This is a genomic window from Caballeronia sp. TF1N1, from assembly GCF_022878925.1.
Classification (GTDB): Bacteria; Pseudomonadota; Gammaproteobacteria; order Burkholderiales; family Burkholderiaceae; genus Caballeronia.
The window spans coordinates 328,681-353,933 of the sequence record NZ_CP084628.1 but is presented as its reverse complement, the minus strand read 5'-3'; the positions used below and the strand labels follow the sequence as shown (position 1 = coordinate 353,933).

Sequence of the window (25,253 nt, the reverse complement as noted above, 5' to 3'; positions counted from 1 at the left end):
GATGTCGCAAGGCTTAATCGAGGCGGGACGTCATGCGTCGCGCGGGACATTCTCGCGCCGTGCGTTTCTCAAGTTCGGCGTAACGATAGGCGCGGCTGCCAGCGGCGGCTTATTGATCGGCTTTAGTCTGCCGGCCGCGAGCCAGGATCAGAAGAGCGGCAACTCCGTTATTGCCGGCGATGGTGTCGAAACGCCGCAAGACGGCGTATTCGCGCCCAACGCCTTCGTGCAGATCGACAAGAACGGCAAGGTCACGCTCATCATGCCAAAGGTCGAGATGGGACAAGGCGTTTATACGGCGCTCCCCATGCTGATCGCCGAAGAGCTGGAAGTGCCGCTCGACAGCGTAGCGATTGCGCATGCGCCGCCCAACGAAAAGCTTTTCATGGACCCGTTGCTGGGCGGTCAGCTCACCGGCGGTTCAACGTCGATTCGTTATGCATGGGAACCGATGCGCAAGGCAGGCGCCGCCGCACGCATGACGCTCATAGCGGCTGCCGCGCAGCAATGGCAATGCGATGCATCGACATGCAGCGCCGCAGGCGGCAAGGTCACGCAGGCATCGAGCGGACGCAGCGCAAGTTATGGCGAACTCGTCGAAGCAGCCGCCAAATTGCCGGTTCCCAAAGACATCAAGCTTAAAGACCCCAAGGACTTCAAGCTGATCGGCACGCCCGCCAAGCGCTTGGATTCTCCCGAAAAAGTGGATGGCACGGCGGTATTCGGTCTCGACGTGCGCTTGCCCGACATGGTCTATGCGGCCATCGTGAACTGCCCGGTGTTCGGCGGCACGCTCGTTTCCGTCGACGACAGTCACGCCAAAAAAATCCCGGGCGTGAAGCAGGTCATCAAGTTCGACAACGGCGTGGCGGTCATCGGCGATCATACGTGGGCCGCCAAACGTGGCGCGGCCGCGCTCGTGATCGAATGGAACGAAGGCGCGGGCGCGAACACGTCGACGAAACAGCTTGTCGATGAAATGGCGAGCGCATCACGACGCTCGGGCGCCGTGGCGCGCAAGGACGGCGATGTCGACAAGGCGTTTGCCAATGCCAAGACGCGTGTCGATGCCGTCTACGTGCAGCCGTTGCTCGCACACGCGACGATGGAGCCGATCAACTGCACGGTGCACGTGCGCGTCGATGGCTGCGATGTCTGGCTAGGCACTCAGGTGCCCACGCGTGTCGTCGATGCAGGCGTCAAAGCCACGGGCTTGCCGCCCGAAAAGATCGTCGTGCATAACCATCTGCTCGGCGGCGGCTTCGGCCGCCGGCTCGAATTCGACATGGCCACGCAAGCGCTCAAGATAGGCAAGCAGCTTGGCGTGCCGGTCAAGGTCACATGGTCGCGCGAGGAAGACATTCAGCACGACATGTTTCGTCCTTGCTATCACGACACGCTGTCGGCCGGGCTCGATGCGAACGGCAAGCCCGTGGCGTGGACGCATCGCATCGTCGGTTCGTCGGTGCTTGCGCGTTTTGCGCCGCCGGCGGTGAAGAATGGCATCGACCCGGATGCGGTGGAAGTCTCCGCCGATCTTCCCTACGATCTGCCGAATCAACTCGTGGACTACGTGCGCCAGGAGCCACGCGAGGTGCCGACCGCATTCTGGCGCGGCGTGGGACCGACGCGTGGCACGTTCGTCGTGGAGAGTTTCATCGACGAACTCGCGGCGCAGGCGAAGATCGATCCCGTGCAGTATCGACGCGATCTGCTCGGCAAGTCGCCGCGCGCGCGCAATGTGCTCGATGTCGCCACGCAGGCGGCGGAATGGGGCAAGCAAACCATGCCGCAAGGTCAGGGGCGCGGCGTGTCGGTCATGCATGCGTTCGGCAGTTACTTCGCAATCGTGGCGGACGTCGCCGTCGATAAAGCCGGCGCGGTGAAGGTCAGTCGAATCGTATGCGCGGTGGATTGCGGCATGGTCGTCAATCCGAATACGGTCGAGGCGCAGGTGCAAGGCGGCATCATATTCGGCATTACGGCGGCGCTTTATAGCGAGATCACGATCAAGGACGGCCGCGTCGAGCAGAGCAATTTCACCGACTACCGGATACTGCGTATTCACGAAACGCCGCCGGTGGAAGTGCATATCGTCAAGAGCAGCGAAGCGCCGGGAGGAATCGGCGAACCGGGCACGGCGGCACTCGCCCCCGCCATCACCAATGCGATTTATGCCGCCACCGGCAAGCGACTGAGGCAATTACCAGTCGGCAACCAGTTGCAAAGCGCTTGACGGAGGCCGACATGAAAAACGTATTCAAGCCTCTCGTGGCTGCCTGTTTTGCAGCGTATGCCGTGACGTCGACACTCGCGCATGCAGCGGATGCATCCGCCGATGCACTCGTCGCACGCGGCGCTTACCTTGCCAAAGCCGGCGATTGCGTGGCCTGCCATTCCGCTCCGCGCGGCAAACCCATGACCGGCGGCTTGCCGATGATGACGCCGTTAGGCGCCATCTATACGACCAATATCACGCCCGACCCCGACACAGGCATTGGCCGCTATACGGAAGAGGATTTTGCTAAAGCCTTGCGCGAGGGCGTTGCCAAGGATGGCCATAATCTTTATCCGGCCATGCCTTATCCGTCTTATGCAAAGATCAACGATGAAGACATGCATGCGCTTTATGCGTATTTCATGCATGGCGTCGCGCCGATCAAGCAGGCTAATCGCGAACCAGACTTCAAATGGCCGCTTACCATGCGCTGGCCGCTCAAGCTTTGGAATCTGGTATTTCTCGAGAAGGGCGTGTACCGCGATAAACCCGGCAAGGATGTCGCCTGGAACCGTGGCGCCTATCTCATTCAAGGCCTGGGCCATTGCGGCTCGTGTCATACGCCACGAGGGATCGCGTTCCAGGAAAAAGGACTCGACGAAACGAGCAGCGTCTATTTAACCGGGGGTTTGCTCGACAACTGGTTTGCATCGAACCTCACCGCCGAACACAACACCGGTCTTGGCCGATGGAGCGAGCAGGATATCGCGACGTTCCTCAAAACCGGCGCGAACGGGCACGCGTCCGCATTCGGCGCAATGACGAGCGTGATCAACAACAGCACGCAAGCCATGAACGACAGCGATGTGGCGGCCATGGCGAGTTATCTGAAGTCGCTGCCGGCAGCGGGCGGTAACGGCAACACGCCGTATTCGTATGATGCCAAGGCCACGAAGGTGTCCCTGGCGCGTCCAGCTGCATCGGATTCGGGCGCGCGTGTCTACACGGCGTACTGCATGCATTGCCACGGCGTGGACGGTCGTGGCTTTGCGCCGATGCTCGCGCCTTTGGCGGGCAATCCCAACGTGCTGGAAAAGGATGCGTCGTCGCTCATTAACGTGACGCTGAACGGCACTGGCGACCTCGTCATTCAAGGCGTGCCGGCGCCTTATCCCATGCCTCGCTATGCGCCGGTACTGAGCGATCAGCAGATAGCGGACGTACTAACGTTCGTTCGCGGCGCATGGAACAACAACACGCCCGCCGTCAACGTCGAGGACGTCACCAAAATGCGCAAGTCGACGCAGGCGGCGCGTTGAGCCGCGTCAAGTGGAAAAATCGACCACGTCGAGCGTGACCGAACTCGACGGATGAGCAAGGAATTTACGATGAACGCGAGCGCTGATGCGCTCGTAGCCATCGCTTAACGCTTTGAGCAGACGCTCGTCGGTAGCACCGACGGGCGCCCAGAAATATTGCTCCAATGCCTTGCGCGTGATGTTGCACTGAATGGCCTGCTCGCGCGAGAAGGCAACGAAACTGACGGACGCGCGGTCCGCCGAGACGCTGGCATTGACGTTCATCTTGCTTGTCATGATTCGACAGGGTTGTCCGGTTCGCGGTTTTTATTTTGTCAGAAATTCGCCGCTCCGCGCATGCTTCATCGTTCGGCAAACGTGCGCAAGCAGGCAAACGACTTCCTTCATTACGGTGACGTGGGAAGCCGCTAAAGTATTCTAAAGGGTTTGCCGAACGTTCGTTCGCTAATGCATTACGCGTTCGCTTTCCCCGCCGCGTCTCAAATGGCGGGCCGGACGGCCCGCACGAGCTACCGACGCTTGTCATTTTCGACAAAAGAATGGAAAGAAAAATAAAAACAATGCATGCTCAGGTGTACTACTCTAGATCGAATGTCCAGAGCAGTGTCTCCACCAAGAGCAGGAGTCGATAACGGTTCGACCTGGCGCGGCTCGCCCCGGTGTCAAAGATGGCGCGTCGTGCATTCCCGAAAGTTCACCAGGCAGCGGTCCGGCTTGCTTCGCGGACGTCTGTTGCCGCCAGCAGGAGCGGAACATGAAGCTTCCATCGACGATGGATCCCTGGAGCCGTACCCTGGCATTGCTCGATAGCCGGTCAAGCCGACGATCGCAGTCTGGCGAGACCCATGGGCTGATGCCGCGTGCCTTCACGCGCGAGCCATCGAACGCATTAGCGCGGGCGGCGGGCGCGGAAAGCGTGAACATTCGCGTGTTGGAGCGCTTGAGCGAATCGACACTGGCGCTTTCGTGGCACGATCCCACTTCATTCAATTATTCCGAGCAGGTGTGGGCACTTTGCACGGCGCGTAAGGGCGGAACGTGCGTGCTAAGCGGGCAGGTGATCAGGCGCGGGCAGCCGGTGTACCGGCCAAGGCGCGTGGGCAGTTCCGTGCCGCTTAATAGCGGCGCGATGATTCTCGCGGGCGCGCTCGTGACGCATGTGCACGAGCCTGCCGAGATGGCGCAGGAAAGCTGAGAAGTCGTCAAGAGGGCGTGTGCAATGCACGCCTCGCCACACCGCTTTTTTGATTGTTTCGCCAACGCCATATTCATCAAGCCATTGCGCCGTGCGCGGTTAAAGCACGTCAAGCGCATCGAACGCAATTAGGCCGAAAGCAATAAAAAGTAATCTTTTGAGCGATTGCCGCTATAACAATGGTATCGCTTTAAGATGTCTCGACGGGTGAGTGTGCGCGTCGAGATTAATGCTTCATTGTTTAAGCCTTTATCAATTCTCGTACGCTCATTCCCTAGACCTATGCAGGATATCAAACGGGGGAAGAATGGTTACATTGGCTCAGTTGGAAACTCAGATTCAAAAATTGCAGCGCCGTGCAGATGCATTGCGTGAACGTAAATCGAGCGAGGTCATCGCAAACATTCGCGCGCTGATGCAGGAATATGGCCTAACTACGGCGGATCTCGACAAGAGCGACAGTTCGCCTGGCGTCAAGAAGCGCGGGCGTCCGGTGGGGTCGAAGAATGTGGCTTCGTCCAGGAAGGCCGTCAAGAAATCGAAGATGCCGCCTAAGTATCGTGACCCCGCAAGTGGTCTGACTTGGAGTGGGCACGCGCGTCCACCGGCCTGGATCAAGGATGTAGTAGACCGTAGCGTGTATTTGATCGACGGCGCATCAAACGGCAAAACGGGCGCGCGTCGTGACAGTCCGGCAGGATCGTCTAAGGCAGCGGGCGCCAAGAGCAAAGCTCGTCCGGCAGGAAAGAAAGCGGCAAGCGTGCAAGAAGCAAACACTTGAAAATGCGCTTAGCGCGGTTTAATCCCGCTAAGCAAGCAACGGACTGCGCATGCTGGAATAGCCGCTTGCGCGATCGTAGGCAAGCCCGACTTGCAACACGGCAAGATCCATTTGCGCCGGCCCGATTATTTGTATTCCGGCTGGCAAACCCGCAGGACCGAAACCGGCTGGCGCCGACAACGCGGGTAAGGACGCCATGGTTGCGGGCACCACGGTTTCCATCCATCGGTGATAGGTATCCATTGTTCGTGCGCCTATGGAATGAGGCCAGTTGAGCGTGGCATCGAAGGGGAAGACTTGTGCCGCAGGCAGCACAAGAAAATCATAACGTTCGAATAGCGCGTTGAGCGTTTGGTACCACGCCGAACGGTCCAGTGCGGCGCGGTAGACGTCTTCTCCCGAAAGACCCAGTCCGCGCTCGATTTCCCATACGGCTTCGGGCTTTAGCAATGCGCGCTTAGCGGCATCGCGATAAAGCGGCGCATTAGCGCCCGCGATGGCGAAGCTGCGTAAATCGATCCACGCTTGCCACAAGCGATTAAAATCGAATTTCAACTCTGCCGCTTCAACCGTGCAACCTGCCGTTTCAAAGTGACGCAAGGCGGCGCTACAGGTATCGAGCAAGGACGTCTCGGTAGGCAGATATCCGTTCAGATCGCCAAGCCAGCCGATTCGCGTGCCACGCATATCGCGCTCCAAGGCACTGGCAAATGCCGCCGGTGAATCGCCGCGGCGCGAGAGTGGGGCGCGCGCATCGAATCCCGCTTGCACCGAAAGCAGGAAGCCGAGTTCGGGGACCGTGCGCGCCATTGGACCGGCGACGCTGAATTGCTGATAGAACACTTCGTCGGCGGGGCCATACGGCACGCATCCCGGTGTACTGCGAAATCCGAACACGTTGTTGAATGCCGCAGGCGTGCGCAGCGAGCCCATCATGTCCGATCCATCGGCCACGGGAAGCATGCGCAACGCGACCGCAACGGCTGCGCCGCCACTGCTTCCGCCAGCCGACCGAGATGGATCGAATGCGTTGCGCGTCAAACCATAAACGGGGTTATAGGTATGTCCGCCAAGGCCGAACTCGGGAGAGTTGGTGCGGCCAATGAAGACCGCGCCTGCGCGACGCGTGCGTTCGAAAATGAACGCATCGGTTTGCGTGATTTGCTTGGCGAAGAGGGGCGAGCCTTTGGTCGTCACCATGCCGGCGACGGGCAAAATGTCCTTGGGCGCTTGAGGAAAACCATGCAACACGCCAAGACTTCCGTTACGCGCCAACTGCGTGTCGCGCTCGCTTGCGAGCTTTAAAAGACTCTCGTGATCCTGCATCGCGACAATCGCGTTGACTTGCGGGTTGAGGCGATCCACTTGCGCCAGATACGCGCTCATCACTTCGACGCAAGATACTTCTCGTGCATGGATAGCTTGGGATAGCGCAATGGCGTCGAGTGCAACGATATCGTTGGTGGGCAAGGAAGCAAGCCTGGTCATATGCGTTTAGCGATTAAATTCGGGTAACACGTATTTCGCGACTTCCTCGATGACCGCGCGTGCCTCGCGCCGCTCAGAAGAAACGTTCAGCGTGACATGATGCGTGCCGTTATTCCGCATGGCGCGCAGCAGGTCGATCAACGCGCGATAACCCGTGCGATAGCCAAGAGAAATATCGCTGGCAGGTTCGTCGGGATCTTCGCTCAAGTCGAGACGCATGGCCACGCCGAATGCGCGAAATTTGCCGGGCGACACGCGCTCGACCGCTGCGCGCCACATGCTATAGCGGCCGCGCTGCGCTTGCGGTTCGCGGTGATAAGTCATCCAGCCAAGCGAGTGACGCGCAATCCAGTCGACGCTTTGACCGCCGGAGCCGACTGCGATCAGGGGAATCGAAGCGTCCTGCTCAGGCAGCAGAAAGAACGCGGGCGCACCTTCGGGCTCGCGGTCCGGATTAACGCGCGAGGGCACCTCAATGGCCGCAGCGAGCGTCTCCCAATGCCGTTTGTATAAGTCGCGGCGTTCTTCAGGATCGCGCCCGAAGGCCGCATATTCAGGCGGCCTGTCACCGGAGCCGACACCGAGAATGAAGCGTCCACGCGAAAGCGTATTGACGGAAACGGCGCCCTTGGCGATATGAAGCGGGTGCCTCAACGTGAGCACGATTGCTCCGCTTGCAAGCGCTATACGCTGCGTATTCGATGCAAGCGCGCCGAGCAGAACCCACGGATCGAGGTGTCCGACGGGATCGGGATAGTCGATGCTATTGAGCGGGACATCGCGCACCCATAGCGCACGAAAGCCGAGTTGATCTGCAAGACGCGCGAGTTCTAGCTGCTCGCTAAAGTCCACTACGGTCCGGCCCGACGTTACCAAGGGAAGCGTAAGGCCGATGGAGAGCTTGCCGGGTGCGAACAGCGTGTTCGCGATGGAAGAGGCGGACATGGCACTCGACGGAAGATGAGAAGGGCATGTCCATCGATACTATCACTCGGCAAAGAAGCCCGACGCCGTCAAGCGCCGGGCTTTTCATGGCGTTAAACCGCGGGCACCACGCGGCGATGCGTCACGAGCGATACCGCGAACGTCACGACGATATTCACCGCCAGCGCAATCAGGCCGATATAAAGCGGCCACGATCCCGCGCCGACATGCAGGATATACACCGGCTTGAGCCCTTGCGAGATGGCAAGTCCAGTGCCGAGCACGATACCGACGAGCCAGCCGAGAAAGAGGCCGGGCATCGTCATGCGGCGCGTGTAGAGACTGAACACGATAGCGGGGAATATTTGCAGAATCCACACGCCGCCGAGCAATTGCAGGTCGATGGCATATTGCGTCGGCAGGAAGACGATGAACAGCAGCGCGCCGAACTTCACGACGAGCGATACCACCTTGGCCGTCGCGGCTTCCGAAGCGGGCGTCATGTCCGGCGAGATCAGCGGTCCCCACAAGTTGCGTGTGAAAAGATTCGCCGCGCCGATCGACATGATCGCGGCCGGCACGAGCGCACTAATGGCAATGGCCGCCGCCGCGAAGCCCACGAACCACGAGGGAAACAGCGTGTTGAAGAGCGCGGGCACGACATCCGACGCCGATTTCACATGAATGCCCGCCGCGATCGCCATATAGCCGAGCAATGCGATCAGGCCCAGCAGCAAGGTATAAGCAGGCAGAAAGATCGCGTTCTTGCGCACCGTGGTCGCGGACGACGAAGACAGCACGGCGGTCATGGTATGCGGATACATGAATGCCGCAAGCGCCGATCCAAGCGCAAGCGAAGCATACGCCGTGAATTGCGCGGGCTTGAGCGTGATGCCCGTTGCGCCGCCCTTGGCCTTGAAGAACTGATCGGCGGTATCGAACACATGCGCATAGCCGCCGAGCTTCGACGGAATGACCCACACGGCCGCGATCACGACGATATAGATCATGATGTCCTTGACGAACGCGATCATCGCGGGCGCGCGCAGGCCGCTCGTGTAGGTGTAGAGCGCGAGGATCACGAACGCGACGATCAACGGCAATTCGCCCGTCACGCCAAGTCCCTTGATGACCACCTGCATGCCGACCAGTTGCAGCGCAATATAAGGCATGGTCGCGACGATGCCCGTCAACGCGATGGCAGCAGGGAACCACTTGCCGCCGTACTCGCCGTGCACATAGTCCGCAGCGGTGATGTGATTCTTGGCGTGCGCGATTTTCCAGAGCTTGGGCATTACCGCGAACACGAACGGGTACACGATGATCGTATAAGGCAGCGCGAAGAAGCCGTACGCGCCGACCGAATAGACCAGTGCGGGAACCGCGATCACCGTATAGGCGGTATAGAAATCGCCACCGACCAGGAACCACGAAATCAATACGCCGAACTGCCGGCCGCCCAAGCCCCATTCATGGAGTTGCGTAAGATCGCCACGCTTCCAGCGCGCCGCAAAGAAGCCGACGACGGTGACCAATAGAAAGAACGCGATGAAGATGGTCATCGCAACCGGATTGACTGGATTGAGATCGTTCATTTGATGCCCCGATACACGACATAAAGCAAAAGCGACGTGAGCGGCACCCAAAGAAACTGATACCAGTAGAAGAAGGGAAAGCCTGCGAACGATGGATGCGTGTCGTTATAAAACGGCAGCCAGAGCAGGGCAATATAGGGAATCAAAAGAGTCGCCCAGAGCCATGGACGGTTCTTGTTTTGGTCGCTCGTGTCGGGTTCCAACGCTGGTTCTCCTCATCCGTCGTTGCGGGTTCGAGGCGCGGCGCAGTATCGTCTTTTGTCTGCGCCTGGCGCTGCGAGCGAATTATCCAAGATATTTGTAATTGATGCGCGCACGTCACGCTATCTTCGTTTAATGCTTACGTGTTCCTTTCCGGTTACGTCAAGCATTAGCTAAACCATCGCCTTTGGTTGGTCTTGGCACGATGCGCTAAAGCTGAACCGCTTTGAAGACGACCAGCATTGCACGCTCGACGCTAAAGCCCGCGGGATCGATCGACACACTCATGCTTCGTCCGACGATCCTTCGAGGTCGATACCCAATTCAGCCGCCATGCGCTGAACCATCGCTCGCAGCTGGTTGACTTCGAGTGTCAGGCGCTTTTGCTCGGCCTTGAGCGATTCGACTTCCGATGGCGACCAAGACTCGCGTTCAGCGACATCGCGCACGGGGAAATCGCTCATGCTCACTTCGCCGCATAGCAAATGCACCCAGCGGCTTTCGCGCTCGCCCGGCACGCGCGGCAATTTCATCACGCGCGGCGGGTCGTTGGAAGCGAGCTCATCGAGAAAGCTCTCCACGGAGGAGATGTCCGCGAAGCCATGCAGACGCGCGCTGTTCGAACGCAATTCGGCAGCGGTTTGCGGGCCGCGCAAGAACAACGTAGCGAGCAAGGCAACCGATTGGCTCGGCACACCAAGCACACGATTGACGTTATGTTCGAAACGCGGCACGCGGCTGCTGCTGCCTTCCATCACGAGCGAGAGGCGCTTCAATCCGTCGATGGTCGTGAGGACTTCGTCCTCGCTCACGTTCATGACTGGAGCCCGGGCGGTCTTCTGGTTGCATCCCGAGGTGAGGGAGTTGAGCGATAAAGGATAAGTGTCCGGCACGGTATGCTGCTTTTCGACGAGCACGCCGAGGACGCGTGCTTCGAGTGGCGTGAGTTCGCGCAAGGCAGGGCGCGAAGCGGGAGAAGAGGGCGTATTCATGAACTGTCGGAGACTGGCTGTGAGACGCTTATGATACCGGTGGAGCGCAACGATTCATGCGTACGCGCACCGCCGTGCGGCCGTCTGGCTTCCTCAGACTGTGCACTCGTTCGGACCGATGCGCTTTTATGGTGCATGGATGTTGGCATCGGCGCAATATAAAGGTGTTTAATTCCGGCTTGTACCATTGGCATTGAAGTTGCTTTTTGATTGAACGGCACTGGGCTGCCCGCGCAATCGATGCAGACGAAAATCGTGGTTATCGTAGACATCGCGCTTAGAGGTCGCCTAAGAAACAACACGACATACCGGTTGAGTCCGGTCGGCCGCGTCGTTCAGGCTTTCGAGCGTTTGCGAGTGCAACCAGAATTACGAGCGAAGGGGCGCCGCCCCAGCATGCACTTCATATGGAAGACCGGTTATGACGCAAGCATTCTTCAACGAGATGTTCGAGCAAAGCGTGCTGGAGGCGCGCGGTGTGCCAGCGGCAGCCTTCAATGACGTGGGCGATCCGCGCAAGCATTACCGCGATTTCATGACCTGGCTCATCGCCCAGAGCGAACAGCAAATCAGCCTCAAGCGCGCCGAAGCCGATCTCAACTTTCGCCGCGTCGGCATTACGTTCGCAGTCTATGGAACGAGCGATACATCCGGCAGCATTCCCGAGCGCACCATTCCCTTCGATGTCATTCCGCGCATCTTTCCTGCAGACGAATGGAAAGCGCTGGAGCGCGGTTTGCGGCAACGCGTCAATGCGCTTAATCGGTTCATTCACGACATCTATCACGAGCAGAACATCATTCGCGCGGGCATCATTCCCGAGGCGCAGATTCTCAACAACTCGCAGTATCGTCCGGAGATGCGCGGCGTTAAGGTGACGCGCGACATCTATGCGCATATCGCGGGTATCGACATCGTTCGTGCCGGCCAAGGCGAGTTCTACGTACTCGAAGACAATCTGCGTGTGCCATCGGGCGTGTCCTACATGCTTGAAAACCGTAAGATGATGATGCGGCTCTTTCCCGATCTGTTCGCGCGTAACCGCGTGGCGCCGGTTGCGCATTACCCCGATTTGCTGCTCGATACATTGCGCGCGGCGGCGCCCGCAGGCGTTGAAAATCCGACGATCGTCGTGATGACGCCCGGCATGTATAACTCGGCGTATTTCGAGCACACGTTCCTAGCGCAGCAAATGGGCGTCGAGTTGGTCGAAGGACAGGATCTCTTCGTCGACCACGACTTCGTGTATATGCGCACGACGCAAGGGCCGCAGCGCGTCGATGTGATCTATCGCCGCGTGGATGACGACTTCCTCGATCCGCTCGTGTTCCGCGAAGATTCGTCGCTCGGCGTTCCGGGCCTCATCTCGGCATATCGCGCGGGCAACGTGTCACTCTGCAATGCGGTAGGAACAGGCATTGCCGACGACAAATCGATCTACCCGTATGTGCCGGACATGGTGCGCTTCTATCTCGGCGAAGAGCCGATACTCAACAACGTGCCGACATGGATGTGCCGCAAGCCAGACGACTTCAAGTATGTGCTCGATCACTTGCCCGAACTCGTCGTGAAGGAAACGCATGGCGCGGGCGGCTACGGCATGCTGGTCGGCCCGGCATCGACGACCGCGCAGATCGCCGAGTTTCGCAAGGTGCTCGAAGCGCATCCGGACAAATACATCGCGCAGCCTACGCTCGCGCTATCGACATGCCCGACGTATGTGGAGGCAGGCATCGCGCCTCGCCATATCGATCTGCGTCCGTTCGTGCTGTCGGGCAACGAGGTGCGTATGGTGCCGGGCGGCCTTACTCGGGTCGCGCTACGTGAAGGTTCTCTTGTTGTGAATTCGTCGCAAGGAGGCGGAACCAAGGACACGTGGGTGCTTGAACGCTAAGAGCCCCGGCTCGAGAATCGAGACGCGAACCTCCATATCAACAACCGGGAAAACCCATGCTGAGCCGTACCGCGGATCATCTCTTCTGGATGGCGCGCTATACCGAACGCGCCGAAAACACCGCGCGCATGCTCGACGCGAACTATCAGCTTTCGCTCTTGCCGCAGTCCGATGAATATGCGGAACTGGGCTGGCGCGCGATGCTCTCCATCTCCGAACTAAGCGGCATCTATTCCGCCGCGCACCACGGCATGAAGAGCCACGAGGTCGTCGACTTCATGGCGCGGGACATGTCGAATCCCTCGTCCATCGTGAGTTGTCTGCGGGCTGCTCGCGAGAATGCGCGCGCTGTACGCAGTTCCACGAACAGCGAGTTGTGGGAATCGCTCAATACGACGTGGCTCGACTGTCAGCGCATGCTGGCCGATGGCATTCTCGAGCGCGAGCCCTATACCTTCTTCGAGTGGGTGAAGTTTCGTTCGCATCTCTCGCGCGGGGTTCAGCTCGGCACGCTCGTCAAGGACGATGCGTTTTACTTCATGCGTCTCGGAACCTTCATCGAACGTGCGGATAATACGGCTCGCATTCTCGATGTGAAGTTCGAGATGATGGAGCAGCGCGCCGATACCTCCGCGCAGCCGTTCGATTATCACCACTGGACCGCCGTGCTGGGCTCGGTATCGGGCTTCGAGGTGTATCGCCGGGTGTATCGCGATGTCATTACCCCCGAGCGCGTTGCGGGCCTCTTGATTCTCTATGGCGAATGGCCGCGCTCGCTTGCGGCGAGCATTGCCGAAGCGGAGCTGCTCATCCGTCATGTCACCAAGGGTCGCGAAACCGAGGCGTCGCGCCTGGCGGCGCAGTTGAGCGCCGAGCTTAGAACGGGACGCATCAGCGAGATTCTGCAAGCGGGGCTGCACGCGTATCTCGTGAGCTTCCTCGCGCGCGTGAACGATCTTGCAGGCCGTATCAGCCGCGAGTTTCTCTTGCCTATCGCTCCCGAGACGCCGGAAGCGACTCAGGAGCCCTCGAAAACGCAGACGCAAACGCAGGGGACGGGTCAGTCGCAGAGCCAGTCGCAAGGCTCCGCTTGAACGCGTCCCTAGCGTTTCGACGCCGCCGCGACGACGCGATGCACGAAGCGCAGCTTGTCGATCACCGCCGGGGCGAGCGTGAACGGATAACCATCGGGCATGCCCAGGCTGCGGTTCAGGCTGTTGAGCACATAGGTCAACGGAAACCAGCGTTTCATCAGGTTATCGAAGGTGGTTTCCTCGACAGGCGTCTGGTCGGTAAGCGTCGGTTCATGCGGACTGTCGGGGACGAGCGCGAGGCCGCAGGACACGGCGGTATCGAGCGTATCGACGATATGCAGGTAATGCGCCCAGGTCTCGGCCCAGTCCTCCCACGGATGCATCGTGGCATAGCTGCTCACGAAGTTCTCTTCCCAATTGGGAGGCGGTCCCTCGTTGTAATGGCGCTGGAGCGCGGCGTTGTAGTCCTGCTGCTCGTCGCCGAATGCAGTGCGATATGGCGCGATTCGCGCGGTGTCGCCAATCAGGCGATCGAAGAAATAGTGCCCTGTTTCATGGCGGAAATGACCGAGCAAGGTGCGATACGGCTCATGCAGATCGGCGCGCGTTTTCTCGCGATGCGCATCATCGGCTTCCGCGATGTTGAGCGTGATGATGCCGTTGTCGTGACCCGTCATCACGCCGTGGCCTTGCGAATCGCCTTCGAGAAAGCGGAATTCGAGGCCGCGTTCCGGGTCTTCCTGCCGCGAGATCACCGGCAGGCCGAGCTCGGAAAGCGTATAGAGCAAGCGCCGCTTGGCCGCCTCGATCCGATACCAGTAGGTGCGGTTGTCGGGATTGTCGAGGTTGGGAATGACGCTCGTGAGCTTGCAGGAGCAGCAGAGCGTTTCCGGCGAATCGGCGGGAACCACCCAGTTGCAGACGTTCTCGACCTCGTAGTTATGACACGGGCGGTACAACATGTCTTTCGCGAGGGGATGCAGGCTTTTCCATTGGCCGTCGCCGGTTTCCTCGAATGCGCTGATCTGATTGAGTTCGGGCACGTAGCCAAGCCGCGCGCCGCAATTTTCGCAGTGTGTGTTCTCGAAGAACACGAGCTGATCGCAGCGGTTGCAGTGAAAAGTCTTCATCGTGATAGCCGGAAGGGGTGGAGTTCGCGTCGGAACCGACGCGGTGTTCGTGGATGCGCGCAGTTCACGCAATCATCGTGCCGCGTTAAGCGCTCTTCCCGCCTGGCGTTACAGCAACGCTTAAGCAACAGATAAGACGCGCACGATGCACTGTCCGTGTGCGGCGTCATTTGAATAAAAGGAGTCCGGTGTGTCCATTCGCGTCGCGTTGAACCATGTCACGCATTACCGTTATGACCGGCTCGTCGGGCTGTCGCCGCAAGTGGTGCGCTTGCGCCCGGCGCCGCATTGCCGCACGCCGATTCTGTCGTACTCGTTGAACGTCGAGCCCGAGGAACACTTCATCAACTGGCAGCAGGACGCGTTCGCCAATTACCAGGCGCGCCTTGTTTTCCCGGAGAAAACGCGCGAGTTCAAGGTGACGGTCGATCTCGTCGCCGAGATGGCGGTCTATAACCCGTTCGATTTCTTTCTCGAACCGTCCGCAGAAAAATTTCCGTTCGCTTACGCGCCGGATTTGCGCCACGACCTCGCACCCTACATGATCAAGCGCGAATTGACGCCGCGCTTTGCGGAGTTCATCGCGAGCATCGACCGTACGGAGACGCCGACCATCGACTTCATGGTCGGATTGAATCAACGTCTCGCCGATGAGATTCGCTACCTGATCCGCATGGAACCGGGCGTGCAGACGCCGGAGGAAACGCTCGTCAGCGCTGCCGGTTCGTGCCGCGATTCAGGCTGGCTGCTCGTCGAAACGCTGCGCCATCTGGGACTTGCAGCGCGCTTCGTCTCGGGCTATCTGCTGCAGCTCGCGCCGGATACGAAATCGCTCGACGGTCCGAGCGGCACGGAAGTCGACTTCACGGATCTGCATGCATGGTGCGAAGTGTTTCTGCCGGGCGCGGGCTGGATCGGTTTCGATCCGACCTCGGGCCTGCTCGCGGGAGAAGGCCACATTCCGGTGGCGTGCACGCCGGAGCCGGACAGCGCGGCGCCCGTTTCAGGTGCAGTCGATGAGAGCGAAGTCGAATTCACTCACACCATGACCATCACGCGCGTGCTGGAAACGCCGCGTGTGACGAAGCCGTACAGCGAGGAAGACTGGAGTGACGTGCTGCGCATGGGCGATCAGGTCGATGCGCAATTGAATGCTTCCGACGTGCGCCTGACGATGGGCGGCGAGCCGACCTATGTCGCCGTGCGCGACCGCGATGCGCCCGAATGGAACACCGACGCCCTTGGTCCGACCAAACGCGCCTACGCGGTCACGCTAATGGACAAGCTGCGCGCGGAGTACGGCGTGAACGGCTTCCTTCATATCGGCCAGGGCAAGTGGTATCCCGGCGAGCAGTTGCCGCGCTGGGCGCTGTCGCTATTCTGGCGTGCGGACGGCGAGCCGTGCTGGAGCGATCCCACGCTCTTCGCGGACGAACGCGAGCCCGCCAACTACACCGCCGAAGATGCCGAGCGCTTCATTCGCCATCTCGCGGGCAAGCTTTCCTTGGATGCAAAATACGTTCAGGCGGGCTACGAAGACAGTTGGTACTACCTGTGGCGCGAGCGTCGCCTGCCGGTCAACGTGGACCCGTTCGACTCGCGTCTCGACGACGAACTGGAGCGCGCACGGCTCTTCCGCGTGTTCGATTCCGGCTTGCCCTCGGTGACCGGCTACGCGCTGCCCATTGCCCGCGAAGCCGCCGACGGCACGCGTCCGGCGCACTGGGCGAGCGGCCCGTGGTTCTTCCGCGACGAGCGCATGTATCTGATTCCGGGCGATTCGCCGATGGGCTACCGCATGCCGCTCGATTCGCTGCCGTGGGTGGCCAAGAGCGACTATCCGTATCAGCACGAGCACGACCCGTTTGCGCCGTCCATGCCCTTGCGCCGGGCGGCTGAATTTCGCATGCAATATGCCGCCGACCGGGATTTTGAATCCGGTGTGCAAAATGCCGAGCCGGGCGCAGATGTTCTCGGCAGCGATGCGGCAGGTCCGGGGAAAGCATTGACCGGATCGTCAGCCTTGGGCGATGCATCGGCGTATTCGGCAAGCACTCGCATGCCCGAACGAGGCGAATCCGCGAAGTGGATCGCGCGTACCGCCGTGTGCGTCGAAGCACGCAATCCGGCGCGCGCCGCAGGTCCGAAAGCCGAAGCCGATGCGCTCAAGAAACACGGCAACGGCAATAAGCTCATGCATGTGTTCATGCCGCCGCTGACCTCGCTCGACGCGTATCTCGACTTGCTCGCCGCCGTCGAAGCCACGGCCGCCGACCTGCGTATCCCGGTGATCGTCGAAGGCTATCCGCCGCCGCGCGACACGCGTCTGAAGGTGCTGCAAGTCACGCCCGATCCTGGTGTGATCGAGGTGAACATTCATCCGGCATCTAACTGGAAACAGCTCGTCGAGCACACCGAATTTCTCTATAACGCGGCGCACGAGACGTATCTGAGCCCGGAGAAATTCATGCTCGACGGCCGTCATACCGGCACGGGCGGCGGCAACCACTTCGTCCTTGGCGGTGCGACTCCGCCCGACAGCCCGTTCCTGCGACGGCCCGATCTGCTCGCGAGCCTGATTGCCTATTGGCTCAACCATCCGTCGCTATCCACACTGTTCTCGGGTCTCTTTATCGGTCCGACGAGCCAGGCGCCGCGTGTCGACGAGGCGCGCAACGATCAGGTCTACGAGCTTGAAATTGCATTCAAGGAACTGCAACGCCAGCTCGATCTGCTGGGCGGTCGCGACAGCGCCACCGTGCCGCCTTGGCTCATCGACCGCATTCTGCGCAATATCCTGATCGATGTGACCGGCAACACGCACCGCGCGGAATTCTGCATCGACAAACTGTATTCGCCCGATGGTCCGACCGGCCGCCTCGGCCTGCTCGAACTGCGCGGCTTCGAAATGCCGCCGCACGCGCGCATGAGCCTCGTGCAGCAGCTTCTGCTGCGCGCGCTGGTCGCCCGCTTCTGGGAAAAGCCCTACACCGCGCGCCTTACGCGCTGGGGCACGGAGCTGCACGACCGCTTCATGCTCGGCAGTTTCGTGGAAATGGATTTCGAGGACGTGCTGGCCGACTTGCGCGAAGCCGGCTTCGCATTCGAGAAGAGCTGGTTCGATCCGCATTTTGAATTCCGTTTCCCGCTCGTCGGCGCCTACGACACCAATGGCATCGAACTGACGCTGCGCAATGCACTCGAACCGTGGCACGTGATGGGCGAGGAAGGTGCGATAGGCGGCACGGTGCGCTTCGTCGATTCTTCCGTCGAGCGGCTCGAAGTGCGGGCGCTCGGGCTCAACGGCGCCCGGCATGTCATTACCGTGAACGGCCGCCCCTTGCCGATGCAGCCCACGGGACGCGTCAGTGAATATGTGGCCGGCGTGCGCTTCAGAGCATGGTCGCAATCGGCGTCGCTGCATCCGACCATCGACGTGCATGCGCCGCTGACTTTCGATATCGTCGATACCTGGACGGGCCGCGCCATCGGCGGATGTCAGTATCATGTCGCGCATCCGGGCGGGCGCAATTATCAGACGTTCCCGGTGAATGCATACGAAGCGGAGAGCCGCCGGCGCGCGCGTTTCTTCGCGACGGGACATACGCCGGGCGCAACACAGATCGAGCCGCAGCAACGCAGCCTCGAATTCCCCTTCACGCTCGACCTGCGCTATCGTTAAGAAGCGCTCATTCACGGAACCAGACGATCTTGCCGTTTCAATCGACCTTGCCCTTCGACACGTCCGGTGCGCGTGTCGACGCACTCGCGCTGATGCGCACCTTGCCGGCGCGCGAAGGGCACTGGGACGAATTGCGCGATTCTTCCGGCCAGTTGCGCGAGCCCTGGCGCCAGTTTTTCGAATTGCTCGGTGAAGACGGTATCGAGCATCTGGATGAAGGCGTGGCCGCCGTTGCGCAGCAGATTCGCGACAACGACATCACGTACAACGTCTATGCCGATAACGGCGAGCCGCGCGCGTGGTCGCTCGACCTGCTGCCGCTTCTGATCGACGAAGAAGAGTGGGCCGTGATCGAGCGCGGCGTCGCTCAGCGCGCGCGTCTCATGGAAGCGATCATGGCCGATATCTACGGCCCGCAGACGCTGCTGCATCGTGGTCTCTTGCCCACCGCGCTCGTGTTCGGACATCCTGGCTATCTGCGTCCCGTGAAGGGCTACGTACCGCCTGGCGGGCGCTTTCTGCAGATCGTCGCGGTCGATCTCGCGCGCACGCCAAAGGGCACATGGACGGTCATGGCGCATCGGACCGAGGCGCCTTCCGGCCTCGGTTATGCGCTCGAAAACCGGCTCATCGTCGCGAGTCTATTTGCCGATCCGTTTCGCGCCATGCGTGTGAGCCGTCTCGCGCCCGCTTATGCGCAACTCATCGCGACGCTCGCACGCGCCGCACGCGCCACCATGCGCGACGACGATGGCGAACACGAAGAGACTTCTCCCGATGCACCGCATATCGCGCTTTTGAGTCCAGGACCATTCAGCGAGACTTACTTCGAGCACGTGTTCCTTGCGCGCTATCTGGGCGTGACGCTCGTGGAAGGCAAGGATCTGACGGTGCGGCACGACAAGCTCTATCTCAAGACCCTCGCGGGTTTGTCGAGAGTGCATGCAATATTACGGCGGCTCGACGATGCATTCTGTGATCCAGTCGAGTTGCGCGGAGACTCGACCATTGGCGTGCCGGGACTGCTGCAGGTTATGCGCGCGGGCAACGTGATGGTGTCCAACGTGCCGGGCGCCGGCTTCACCGAATCTCCCGCGCTCAATGCATTCCTGCCGGGTATCGCCGATGCCTTGCTCGATGAGTCGCTCGACTTGCCGACCGTGCCGACGTGGTGGTGCGGCGAGCCCGCCGCGCGCGAGGAAGCATTCGAGCAACTGGACCGAGCGTTGCTCGCGCCGACGTGGCCGGGCGCGCAAACCGACCATCCGCCGGGCATCGACGCGGGCGTGCAGGACCTGGCGGAATGGCGCGAACGGATTGAACGCTCGCCGGATGTTTTCACCGTGCAGGAGAACCTGCAGTTTTCGAACGCACCGCGTTTCAATGATGGCGCATTGGGTTCGCGTCCCTGCGTGCTGCGCGTGTATGCCATTGCGAACATCGACGGCGGCTTCAGCGTCGTGCCGGGCGGCTTCACGCGGCTTGCCGCCGACCGGCGTGCCACGGTGTCCATGCAGTTCGGCGGCAGCAGCGTGGATACGTGGGTGCTGTCGAGTCAACCGGTGCCGGCCGCATCGCTGTTGCCTTCGCCAATGAAACCGGGGGACGTGCGCGCGCGCCGCACGGTGTCGAGCCGCGCGGCGGAAAATCTTTTTTGGGCGGGCCGCTACAGCGAGCGCTCGGAGAACAACGTGCGCCTGTGCCGCCTGCTTTTGGGCACGCTCGAAGTCAACGACAACGGCGATCTGTTCCCGACGCTTGCCGACTTCGCGGCGCAATGCGGCCTGATTCCATCGATCGATACGCCCGCGCGCAGTTCGCCGCAAGCCTTCGAGCGCGCATTGGTGATGGGTCTTGCAAACCGGTCGACGAGCATTGGCGGCAATCTCGCGGATCAGGCGCGCGCCTCGGGCGAAATTCGCGACCGTCTTTCCAACGATCACTGGCGCAACATTCTCGCGTCGCGCAACGATTTCCGCGATGCCCTCGCGCGGCTTGCGCTGCCTTCGGCGAGCGGAAGTCCGAATGCGAGCGGAAGCGGCGAGTCCGCGCCACCGGTCAGCAGGCACTACGACCGCGTAATGCTCGCGAATGCGCTCGAACATCTGGCTACGCAGCTATCCGCCATCAGCGGTGCGCAAGGCGACCGCATGACGCGCGACGAAGCGTGGCGGCTGCTCTTCATTGGCCGGCATATCGAACGCGTCGCGAACATGGCGAGCTTCGTGCGCGTGGCTGCTGAGCACGGCACGTTGACCACACCGGCAGGCTTCGACTTGTTGCTGCAGCTTTTCGACAGCACGTTGACGTATCGATCGCGCTATCCGGGACGGCTGGAAGTGCCGGCGCTCATCGACATGATCGTGCTGGATGAAACCAATCCGCGCGGCCTCGTCGGCGTGTATGTCCGCTTGCGCAAAAAGCTCGATGAAATCGCGGCGGCGGCGGGCGGCGCGCGTCGAACGCATTTTGCATTCATCATGCCGCATGCAGAATCATTTCCGAGTCTCGAGTCGCTGTGCGAGACGGACGAAGACGGCCGCTTCGCCAATCTGATCGAACTGTGCGACCGGCTCGTGAGCGCCGTGGGCGTGGCTTCGAACGAGGTAAGCGCGCGTTACTTCAGCCATGCGAACACGCTGGCCTCGCAGGTATCTTCATGACCGTATCCAGCAACCCCGAAGCCACGACGCTCGCGGTCACGCATCGCACCACGTATCGTTATTCGACGCCTGTCGAGATCGCGCAGCATCTCGCGGTAATTCGCCCATTGCATTGCCCGTGGCAGCAGGTGATCGCGCACACGGAGCGGATCGAGCCGGTGCCGTCCTATGTGCACAGCCGCGTCGATGCGTTCGGCAACGACGTGCTGTACTTTTCGCTCGATGCGCCGCACGAGCGTCTTTCGATGACGAGCGAGACCACGGTGCGGCTCGTGCCGCGCTGGAATGCGTTCGATCCCGCCGAAACGCCGCCGTGGGAAAAGGTCGTGCAACGCCTGCAATACCACGCGGGCGCGCGGTTCTACGCGGAGAGCGAGTTTTGCTATGCGTCGCCGAACATCGCGCTCGATCAGGCGTTGCGCGAGTACGGCGCACAGAGCTTCGAGGCCGACACACCGCTCGTCGTGGGTGCAATCGATCTAATGCATCGCATTCATGCGGATTTTGAATACCGCCCGTCGTCGACTGCGTTCGATACACCCGCCACGCGCGCCTTCGACTTGGGTCACGGCGTATGCCAGGACTTCGCGCAGGTGATGATCGGTTGCCTGCGCTCGCTCGGCTTGCCGGCGCGCTACGTGAGCGGTTACTTGCGCAACGACCCGCCGCCGGGCCAGACCCGGCTGATCGGCGCGGATGCCTCGCATGCATGGGTTTCAGTGCATTGCCCGCAGAGCGGCTGGGTCGATCTCGATCCGACCAACGACGTGCTGGCGGATCTCGATCACATCACGCTCTCCACGGGGCGTGACTACACGGACGTGTCGTTATTGCGCGGGATGATCCTCGGCGGCGGGTCGCACCACATAGACGTGGCGGTGAACGTGCTGGCGTTGTAAGTCTGGCATTTTGCATTCAACAGACCGCATGCAGAATGCCCTATTCATCAGCGCACTCATTCGCCTTCCGGGAAGTCCGCGCCCAGCGTCACCGCTTCCCAGCCATCGAAGTCCTTGCGCAGGGCTTCGACTTTCAGGCGCGCGTTGGTGAGCGCGGCCTTGCCGAGCAAGAGCCGCAACGGCGGATTGTCGCTTTCGACCGCCTTGATGATCGCTTCGGCGGCACGCACCGGATCGCCCGGCTGCTTGCCGCTGTAGTTGCGCACCATATCGACGCGCGCCTTCGCGGTCTCGGCGTAATCGTCGATGGTATGCGGCGCCTGATTCGCCGAGCGGCCCGCCCAGTCGGTGCGAAACGGTCCCGGCTCGACGATGAGCACCTTGATGCCGAGCGGCTTTACTTCTTGCGACAGTGATTCCGACAAGCCTTCGACCGCGAACTTCGTCGCATGATAGAAGCTGATACCCGGGAACGCGATGATCCCGCCGACCGACGAAATATTCACGATGGTCCCGCTCTTTTTCGCGCGCATGCCCGGTAGCACGGCTTGGGTCATATCGACCAAGCCCCAGACGTTGATTTCAAACATCTTGCGCACTTCTTCGCTTTCGCTTTCTTCCAGCGAGCCGAAGTAGCCGATGCCCGCGTTATTCACGAGCACGTCGATGCGGCCGAACTTGGCCGTCGCATCGCGCACTGCGGCTTTGACCTGAGCAGGGTCGGTGACATCGAGCGTGAGCGCAAGCGCCAGATCGCCGTACTCCTTTGCAAGATCTTCGACGGCCGCGACGTTGCGCGCGGTGATCACGGTCGGGTAGCCGAGGCCCAAGGTCTTGGCGGCGAGTTCACGGCCGAAGCCGGTCGAACATCCGGTAATGAACCAGACGGGTTTGTCAGCGGTCGTTGCCATGTGCGATTCTCCGTTAAAAAACGTTATTCATGAGCAATTCGCGAGCATGATCCATTCCCCGCTTGTGCGACAGCGTCTGGAGATTCAAGCCCTTATAAGCGCCGCTGACAGACAAAGACTTCAAAGCGCCGGACGAATCAGCATATCGACGCTTGGCCTATGTTCGATGTCTTGCTGCGAAGTCGCGAGCCCGTCACGCTCATCGCGAAGAAAGTCGATGAAGGCGCGCAGCTTCGGCGCGACATGACGGCGGTCCGGGTAGTACAGCGTATAGCCGGGCAGTGGCGGGCTCCAGTCGGCGAGGAGGCGCACGAGCCGACCTTCCTCGATGAATCGCTCGATATAACCATTGATCATATAAGCGATGCCGATGCCATCCAGCGCCGATTGCACGAGCGCAGCCGAGTCATTGAGAATGAGCCGACCTGTCACGACGAGATCGAGCGATTCGCCATTCTTCCTGAAGCTCCAGCGCTCGATCTGTCCGGTGCTGATCAGACGAAAGCTTATACAGTCGTGCGCCGCCAGATCATGCGGATGCTTCGGAACGCCGCGCCGTGCAAGATAGTCAGGCGACGCGACGATATGCGCTTCGATGGGCGGCCCGATCCGTACGGCCACCATATCGCGCTCGACACGATCGCCAAAACGAATGCCCGCGTCGAAGCCGCGCGCCACGATATCGACGAGCGAATTGTCGATGCACAGGTCGACGCGAATCTCCGGATAACGATCGAGAAAGCGGCGTAACACGGGCTGCAGCACGATCATATGACCCGAGCGCGCCACCGTTATGCGCAAGGTTCCGGACGGTCGTTCGGCCGCCGCGCCGAGTTCTTCCGAAGCGAGCGCGAGTTCGCGCATTGCGGGCAAGACGCGTTCGAAGAATTTTTCTCCGGCTTCGGTAAGGCTCACGCCGCGCGTATTGCGCGAGAACAACGCGAGGCCCACGCGCTTCTCAAGTGTGCGAATAGCCTGACTTACGGCGGAAGGCGACACGCCAAGCCGCACGGCAGCGGCGGAAAAGCCCTTTTCCTCGGCTACCGCGACGAACGTCATGATGCCGTCCAGCTGATCCTGATGCATGCACGCATTCCTCGAACGAATATCGGCGCTTCCTTGCAAGCACGCGAGCTTGAACATCTGATAAAGGCGCTTCGAAGCAGGGCATGTTAGCAGCAGCGGACGCTACCGGCAGGAGTGAAGGGATGCGTCAAGCGCGAATTGCCATGCAGGCTTTTAAGGCTGGCTGAAAGCGCGCCGGGGCTGCATGCGCTAAGGTAGAGGGCTTGGTTGCCTACACGCTTGTTCGCCTTGAATGGAGAATCACACGATGGAATACGTGAAACTGGGCTCGACCGGACTCGAGGTCTCGCGCCTGTGTCTCGGCTGCATGACGTTCGGTGTGCCGGAGCGCGGCACGCATCCATGGACGCTCGACGAAGAAAAGAGCCGCCCGATCATTCAGCACGCGCTGGACGCGGGCATCAACTTCTTCGATACCGCCAATACTTATTCGGATGGCACATCGGAAGAGATTGTCGGCCGCGCATTGCGCGATTTCACGCGACGCGACGATATCGTCATTGCAACGAAGGTCTTCAATCGCATGCGTCCCGGTGCGAACGGTGGCGGCTTGTCGCGCAAGGCTATCTTCAACGAGATCGATAACAGCTTGCGCAGACTCGGAACGGATTACGTCGATCTCTACCAGATTCATCGATGGGATTACACGACCCCGATTGAGGAAACCCTCGAAGCGCTGCATGATGTCGTCAAGGCGGGCAAGGCGCGTTATATCGGTGCGTCTTCAATGTATGCGTGGCAGTTCAGCAAGTCGCTCTATCTTTCGCGTGCCAAAGGATGGACCGAGTTCAAGACGATGCAGAACCACTTGAACCTGCTGTATCGCGAAGAAGAGCGGGAGATGCTGCCGCTTTGCGTGGATCAGGGCATCGGCGTATTGCCGTGGAGTCCGCTTGCACGAGGACGCCTGACGCGGGACTGGGATGCGACGAGCGCAAGACAAGAGTCGGATGCATTCGGCAGCACGCTGTATCGAACGGACGATGCGGACCGTGCAGTGGTCGAAGCCGTTGCCGCCGTCGCTCAAGCGCGTGGAGTACCGCGTGCGCAGGTTGCATTGGCTTGGGTTGCACAGAAGACGCCTGTGAGTGCGCCGATCATCGGTGCGTCCAAGGTGGGACATATCGACGATGCGGTTGCTGCGCTCGAATTGAACCTGACCGACGAGGAAATCGCGCAACTCGAAAAGCCTTACGTACCGCACGCGGTGGCCGGGTTCAAGTAAGCGTTTCGGCGTCAAT

Annotated in this window: 19 protein-coding genes and 2 pseudogenes; 11 read left to right on the top strand and 10 right to left on the bottom strand. The window is 60.6% G+C overall.

Features of this window, described 5'->3' with window-relative positions; genetic code table 11:
• Position 1: 1 nt before the first annotated feature.
• A pseudogene (locus tag LDZ28_RS22405) lies at positions 2-1,696 on the top strand (molybdopterin cofactor-binding domain-containing protein); the annotation flags it as partial.
• A 78-nt stretch (positions 1,697-1,774) separates the two neighbouring features.
• On the opposite strand, the pseudogene LDZ28_RS32890 reads toward LDZ28_RS22405, so the two are convergent.
• Positions 1,775-1,825 (bottom strand): annotated as a pseudogene (locus LDZ28_RS32890) (hypothetical protein); the annotation flags it as partial.
• Between LDZ28_RS32890 and LDZ28_RS32885 the strand changes: the two are divergent.
• Positions 1,820-2,236 carry a molybdopterin cofactor-binding domain-containing protein gene (locus LDZ28_RS32885; RefSeq protein WP_370652259.1) on the top strand — a complete coding sequence of 139 codons (417 nt, stop codon included), beginning with the start codon at positions 1,820-1,822 and terminating at the stop codon, positions 2,234-2,236. The pseudogene LDZ28_RS32890 and the gene LDZ28_RS32885 overlap by 6 nt on opposite strands.
• A gap of 11 nt (positions 2,237-2,247) precedes the next feature.
• Positions 2,248-3,537 carry a cytochrome c gene (locus LDZ28_RS22400; RefSeq protein ID WP_244830796.1) on the top strand — a complete coding sequence of 430 codons (1,290 nt, stop codon included), beginning with the start codon at positions 2,248-2,250 and terminating at the stop codon, positions 3,535-3,537.
• Between the two features lie 6 nt (positions 3,538-3,543).
• Here LDZ28_RS22400 and LDZ28_RS22395 read toward each other — a convergent pair whose 3' ends face one another.
• The gene (locus LDZ28_RS22395) at positions 3,544-3,813 is read right to left on the bottom strand and encodes a DUF1488 family protein (RefSeq protein WP_244830795.1); all 270 of its coding nucleotides are present in this window, start codon (positions 3,811-3,813) and stop codon (positions 3,544-3,546) included.
• A gap of 478 nt (positions 3,814-4,291) precedes the next feature.
• Between LDZ28_RS22395 and LDZ28_RS22390 the strand changes: the two genes are divergently transcribed.
• Both LDZ28_RS22390 and LDZ28_RS22385 read left to right on the top strand, forming a co-directional pair.
• Positions 4,292-4,732 (top strand): DUF3331 domain-containing protein, encoded by a 441-nt coding sequence (locus LDZ28_RS22390; protein ID WP_244830794.1) that lies wholly within the window; start codon positions 4,292-4,294, stop codon positions 4,730-4,732.
• Between the two features lie 307 nt (positions 4,733-5,039).
• Positions 5,040-5,513, top strand: coding sequence for an H-NS family nucleoid-associated regulatory protein (locus tag LDZ28_RS22385; protein WP_244830793.1), 474 nt, complete (start codon positions 5,040-5,042; stop codon positions 5,511-5,513).
• 27 nt (positions 5,514-5,540) lie between these two features.
• Here LDZ28_RS22385 and LDZ28_RS22380 read toward each other — a convergent pair whose 3' ends face one another.
• The 5 genes from LDZ28_RS22380 to LDZ28_RS22360 all read right to left on the bottom strand — a co-directional run bounded on the left by LDZ28_RS22380 (position 5,541) and on the right by LDZ28_RS22360 (position 10,713).
• A complete protein-coding gene (locus LDZ28_RS22380) occupies positions 5,541-7,001 on the bottom strand; it encodes an amidase (protein ID WP_244830792.1) in 1,461 nt (486 codons plus the stop codon).
• 6 nt (positions 7,002-7,007) lie between these two features.
• Entirely contained in the window at positions 7,008-7,946 is a 939-nt protein-coding gene (locus LDZ28_RS22375; protein WP_244830791.1) for an LLM class oxidoreductase, read from the bottom strand.
• 92 nt (positions 7,947-8,038) lie between these two features.
• Positions 8,039-9,520, bottom strand: coding sequence for a monocarboxylate uptake permease MctP (mctP, locus tag LDZ28_RS22370; protein ID WP_244830790.1), 1,482 nt, complete (start codon positions 9,518-9,520; stop codon positions 8,039-8,041).
• Positions 9,517-9,723 carry a DUF3311 domain-containing protein gene (locus LDZ28_RS22365; RefSeq protein WP_370652249.1) on the bottom strand — a complete coding sequence of 69 codons (207 nt, stop codon included), beginning with the start codon at positions 9,721-9,723 and terminating at the stop codon, positions 9,517-9,519. Before LDZ28_RS22365 ends, mctP begins: the two co-directional genes overlap by 4 nt.
• Positions 9,724-10,005: 282 nt before the next feature.
• The gene (locus LDZ28_RS22360) at positions 10,006-10,713 is read right to left on the bottom strand and encodes a YceH family protein (RefSeq protein WP_244830789.1); all 708 of its coding nucleotides are present in this window, start codon (positions 10,711-10,713) and stop codon (positions 10,006-10,008) included.
• Positions 10,714-11,134: 421 nt separating this feature from the next.
• On the opposite strand from LDZ28_RS22360, the gene LDZ28_RS22355 reads away from it, so the two are divergent.
• Together LDZ28_RS22355 and LDZ28_RS22350 are read left to right on the top strand one after the other, a co-directional pair.
• The gene (locus LDZ28_RS22355) at positions 11,135-12,607 is read left to right on the top strand and encodes a circularly permuted type 2 ATP-grasp protein (protein WP_244830788.1); all 1,473 of its coding nucleotides are present in this window, start codon (positions 11,135-11,137) and stop codon (positions 12,605-12,607) included.
• A gap of 56 nt (positions 12,608-12,663) precedes the next feature.
• Positions 12,664-13,701: an alpha-E domain-containing protein gene (locus tag LDZ28_RS22350; RefSeq protein WP_244830787.1), complete on the top strand. Its 1,038-nt coding sequence runs from the start codon at positions 12,664-12,666 to the stop codon at positions 13,699-13,701.
• Between the two features lie 8 nt (positions 13,702-13,709).
• On the opposite strand, the gene LDZ28_RS22345 is transcribed toward LDZ28_RS22350, so the two are convergent.
• On the bottom strand, positions 13,710-14,771 hold the full coding sequence (locus LDZ28_RS22345) for a putative zinc-binding metallopeptidase (protein ID WP_244830786.1): 1,062 nt from the start codon (positions 14,769-14,771) through the stop codon (positions 13,710-13,712).
• Between the two features lie 190 nt (positions 14,772-14,961).
• Between LDZ28_RS22345 and LDZ28_RS22340 the strand changes: the two genes are divergently transcribed.
• From LDZ28_RS22340 to LDZ28_RS22330, 3 genes are read left to right on the top strand one after another with little or no spacing between them, the layout of a single operon-like run.
• A complete protein-coding gene (locus tag LDZ28_RS22340; protein ID WP_244830784.1) occupies positions 14,962-18,453 on the top strand; it encodes a DUF2126 domain-containing protein in 3,492 nt (1,163 codons plus the stop codon).
• Positions 18,454-18,482: 29 nt separating this feature from the next.
• Positions 18,483-21,116: a circularly permuted type 2 ATP-grasp protein gene (locus LDZ28_RS22335; RefSeq protein WP_244830782.1), complete on the top strand. Its 2,634-nt coding sequence runs from the start codon at positions 18,483-18,485 to the stop codon at positions 21,114-21,116.
• Positions 21,113-22,015 (top strand): transglutaminase family protein, encoded by a 903-nt coding sequence (locus LDZ28_RS22330; protein WP_244830780.1) that lies wholly within the window; start codon positions 21,113-21,115, stop codon positions 22,013-22,015. Before LDZ28_RS22335 ends, LDZ28_RS22330 begins: the two co-directional genes overlap by 4 nt.
• Positions 22,016-22,071: 56 nt before the next feature.
• Here LDZ28_RS22330 and LDZ28_RS22325 read toward each other — a convergent pair whose 3' ends face one another.
• Together LDZ28_RS22325 and LDZ28_RS22320 are read right to left on the bottom strand one after the other, a co-directional pair.
• The gene (locus tag LDZ28_RS22325; protein WP_244830779.1) at positions 22,072-22,926 is read right to left on the bottom strand and encodes an oxidoreductase; all 855 of its coding nucleotides are present in this window, start codon (positions 22,924-22,926) and stop codon (positions 22,072-22,074) included.
• Positions 22,927-23,046: 120 nt separating this feature from the next.
• Positions 23,047-24,012, bottom strand: a complete 966-nt coding sequence (locus tag LDZ28_RS22320) for a LysR family transcriptional regulator (RefSeq protein WP_244830777.1) — start codon at positions 24,010-24,012, stop codon at positions 23,047-23,049.
• A gap of 247 nt (positions 24,013-24,259) precedes the next feature.
• On the opposite strand from LDZ28_RS22320, the gene LDZ28_RS22315 reads away from it, so the two are divergent.
• Positions 24,260-25,237, top strand: coding sequence for an aldo/keto reductase (locus LDZ28_RS22315; RefSeq protein WP_244830776.1), 978 nt, complete (start codon positions 24,260-24,262; stop codon positions 25,235-25,237).
• Positions 25,238-25,253 lie beyond the last annotated feature (16 nt).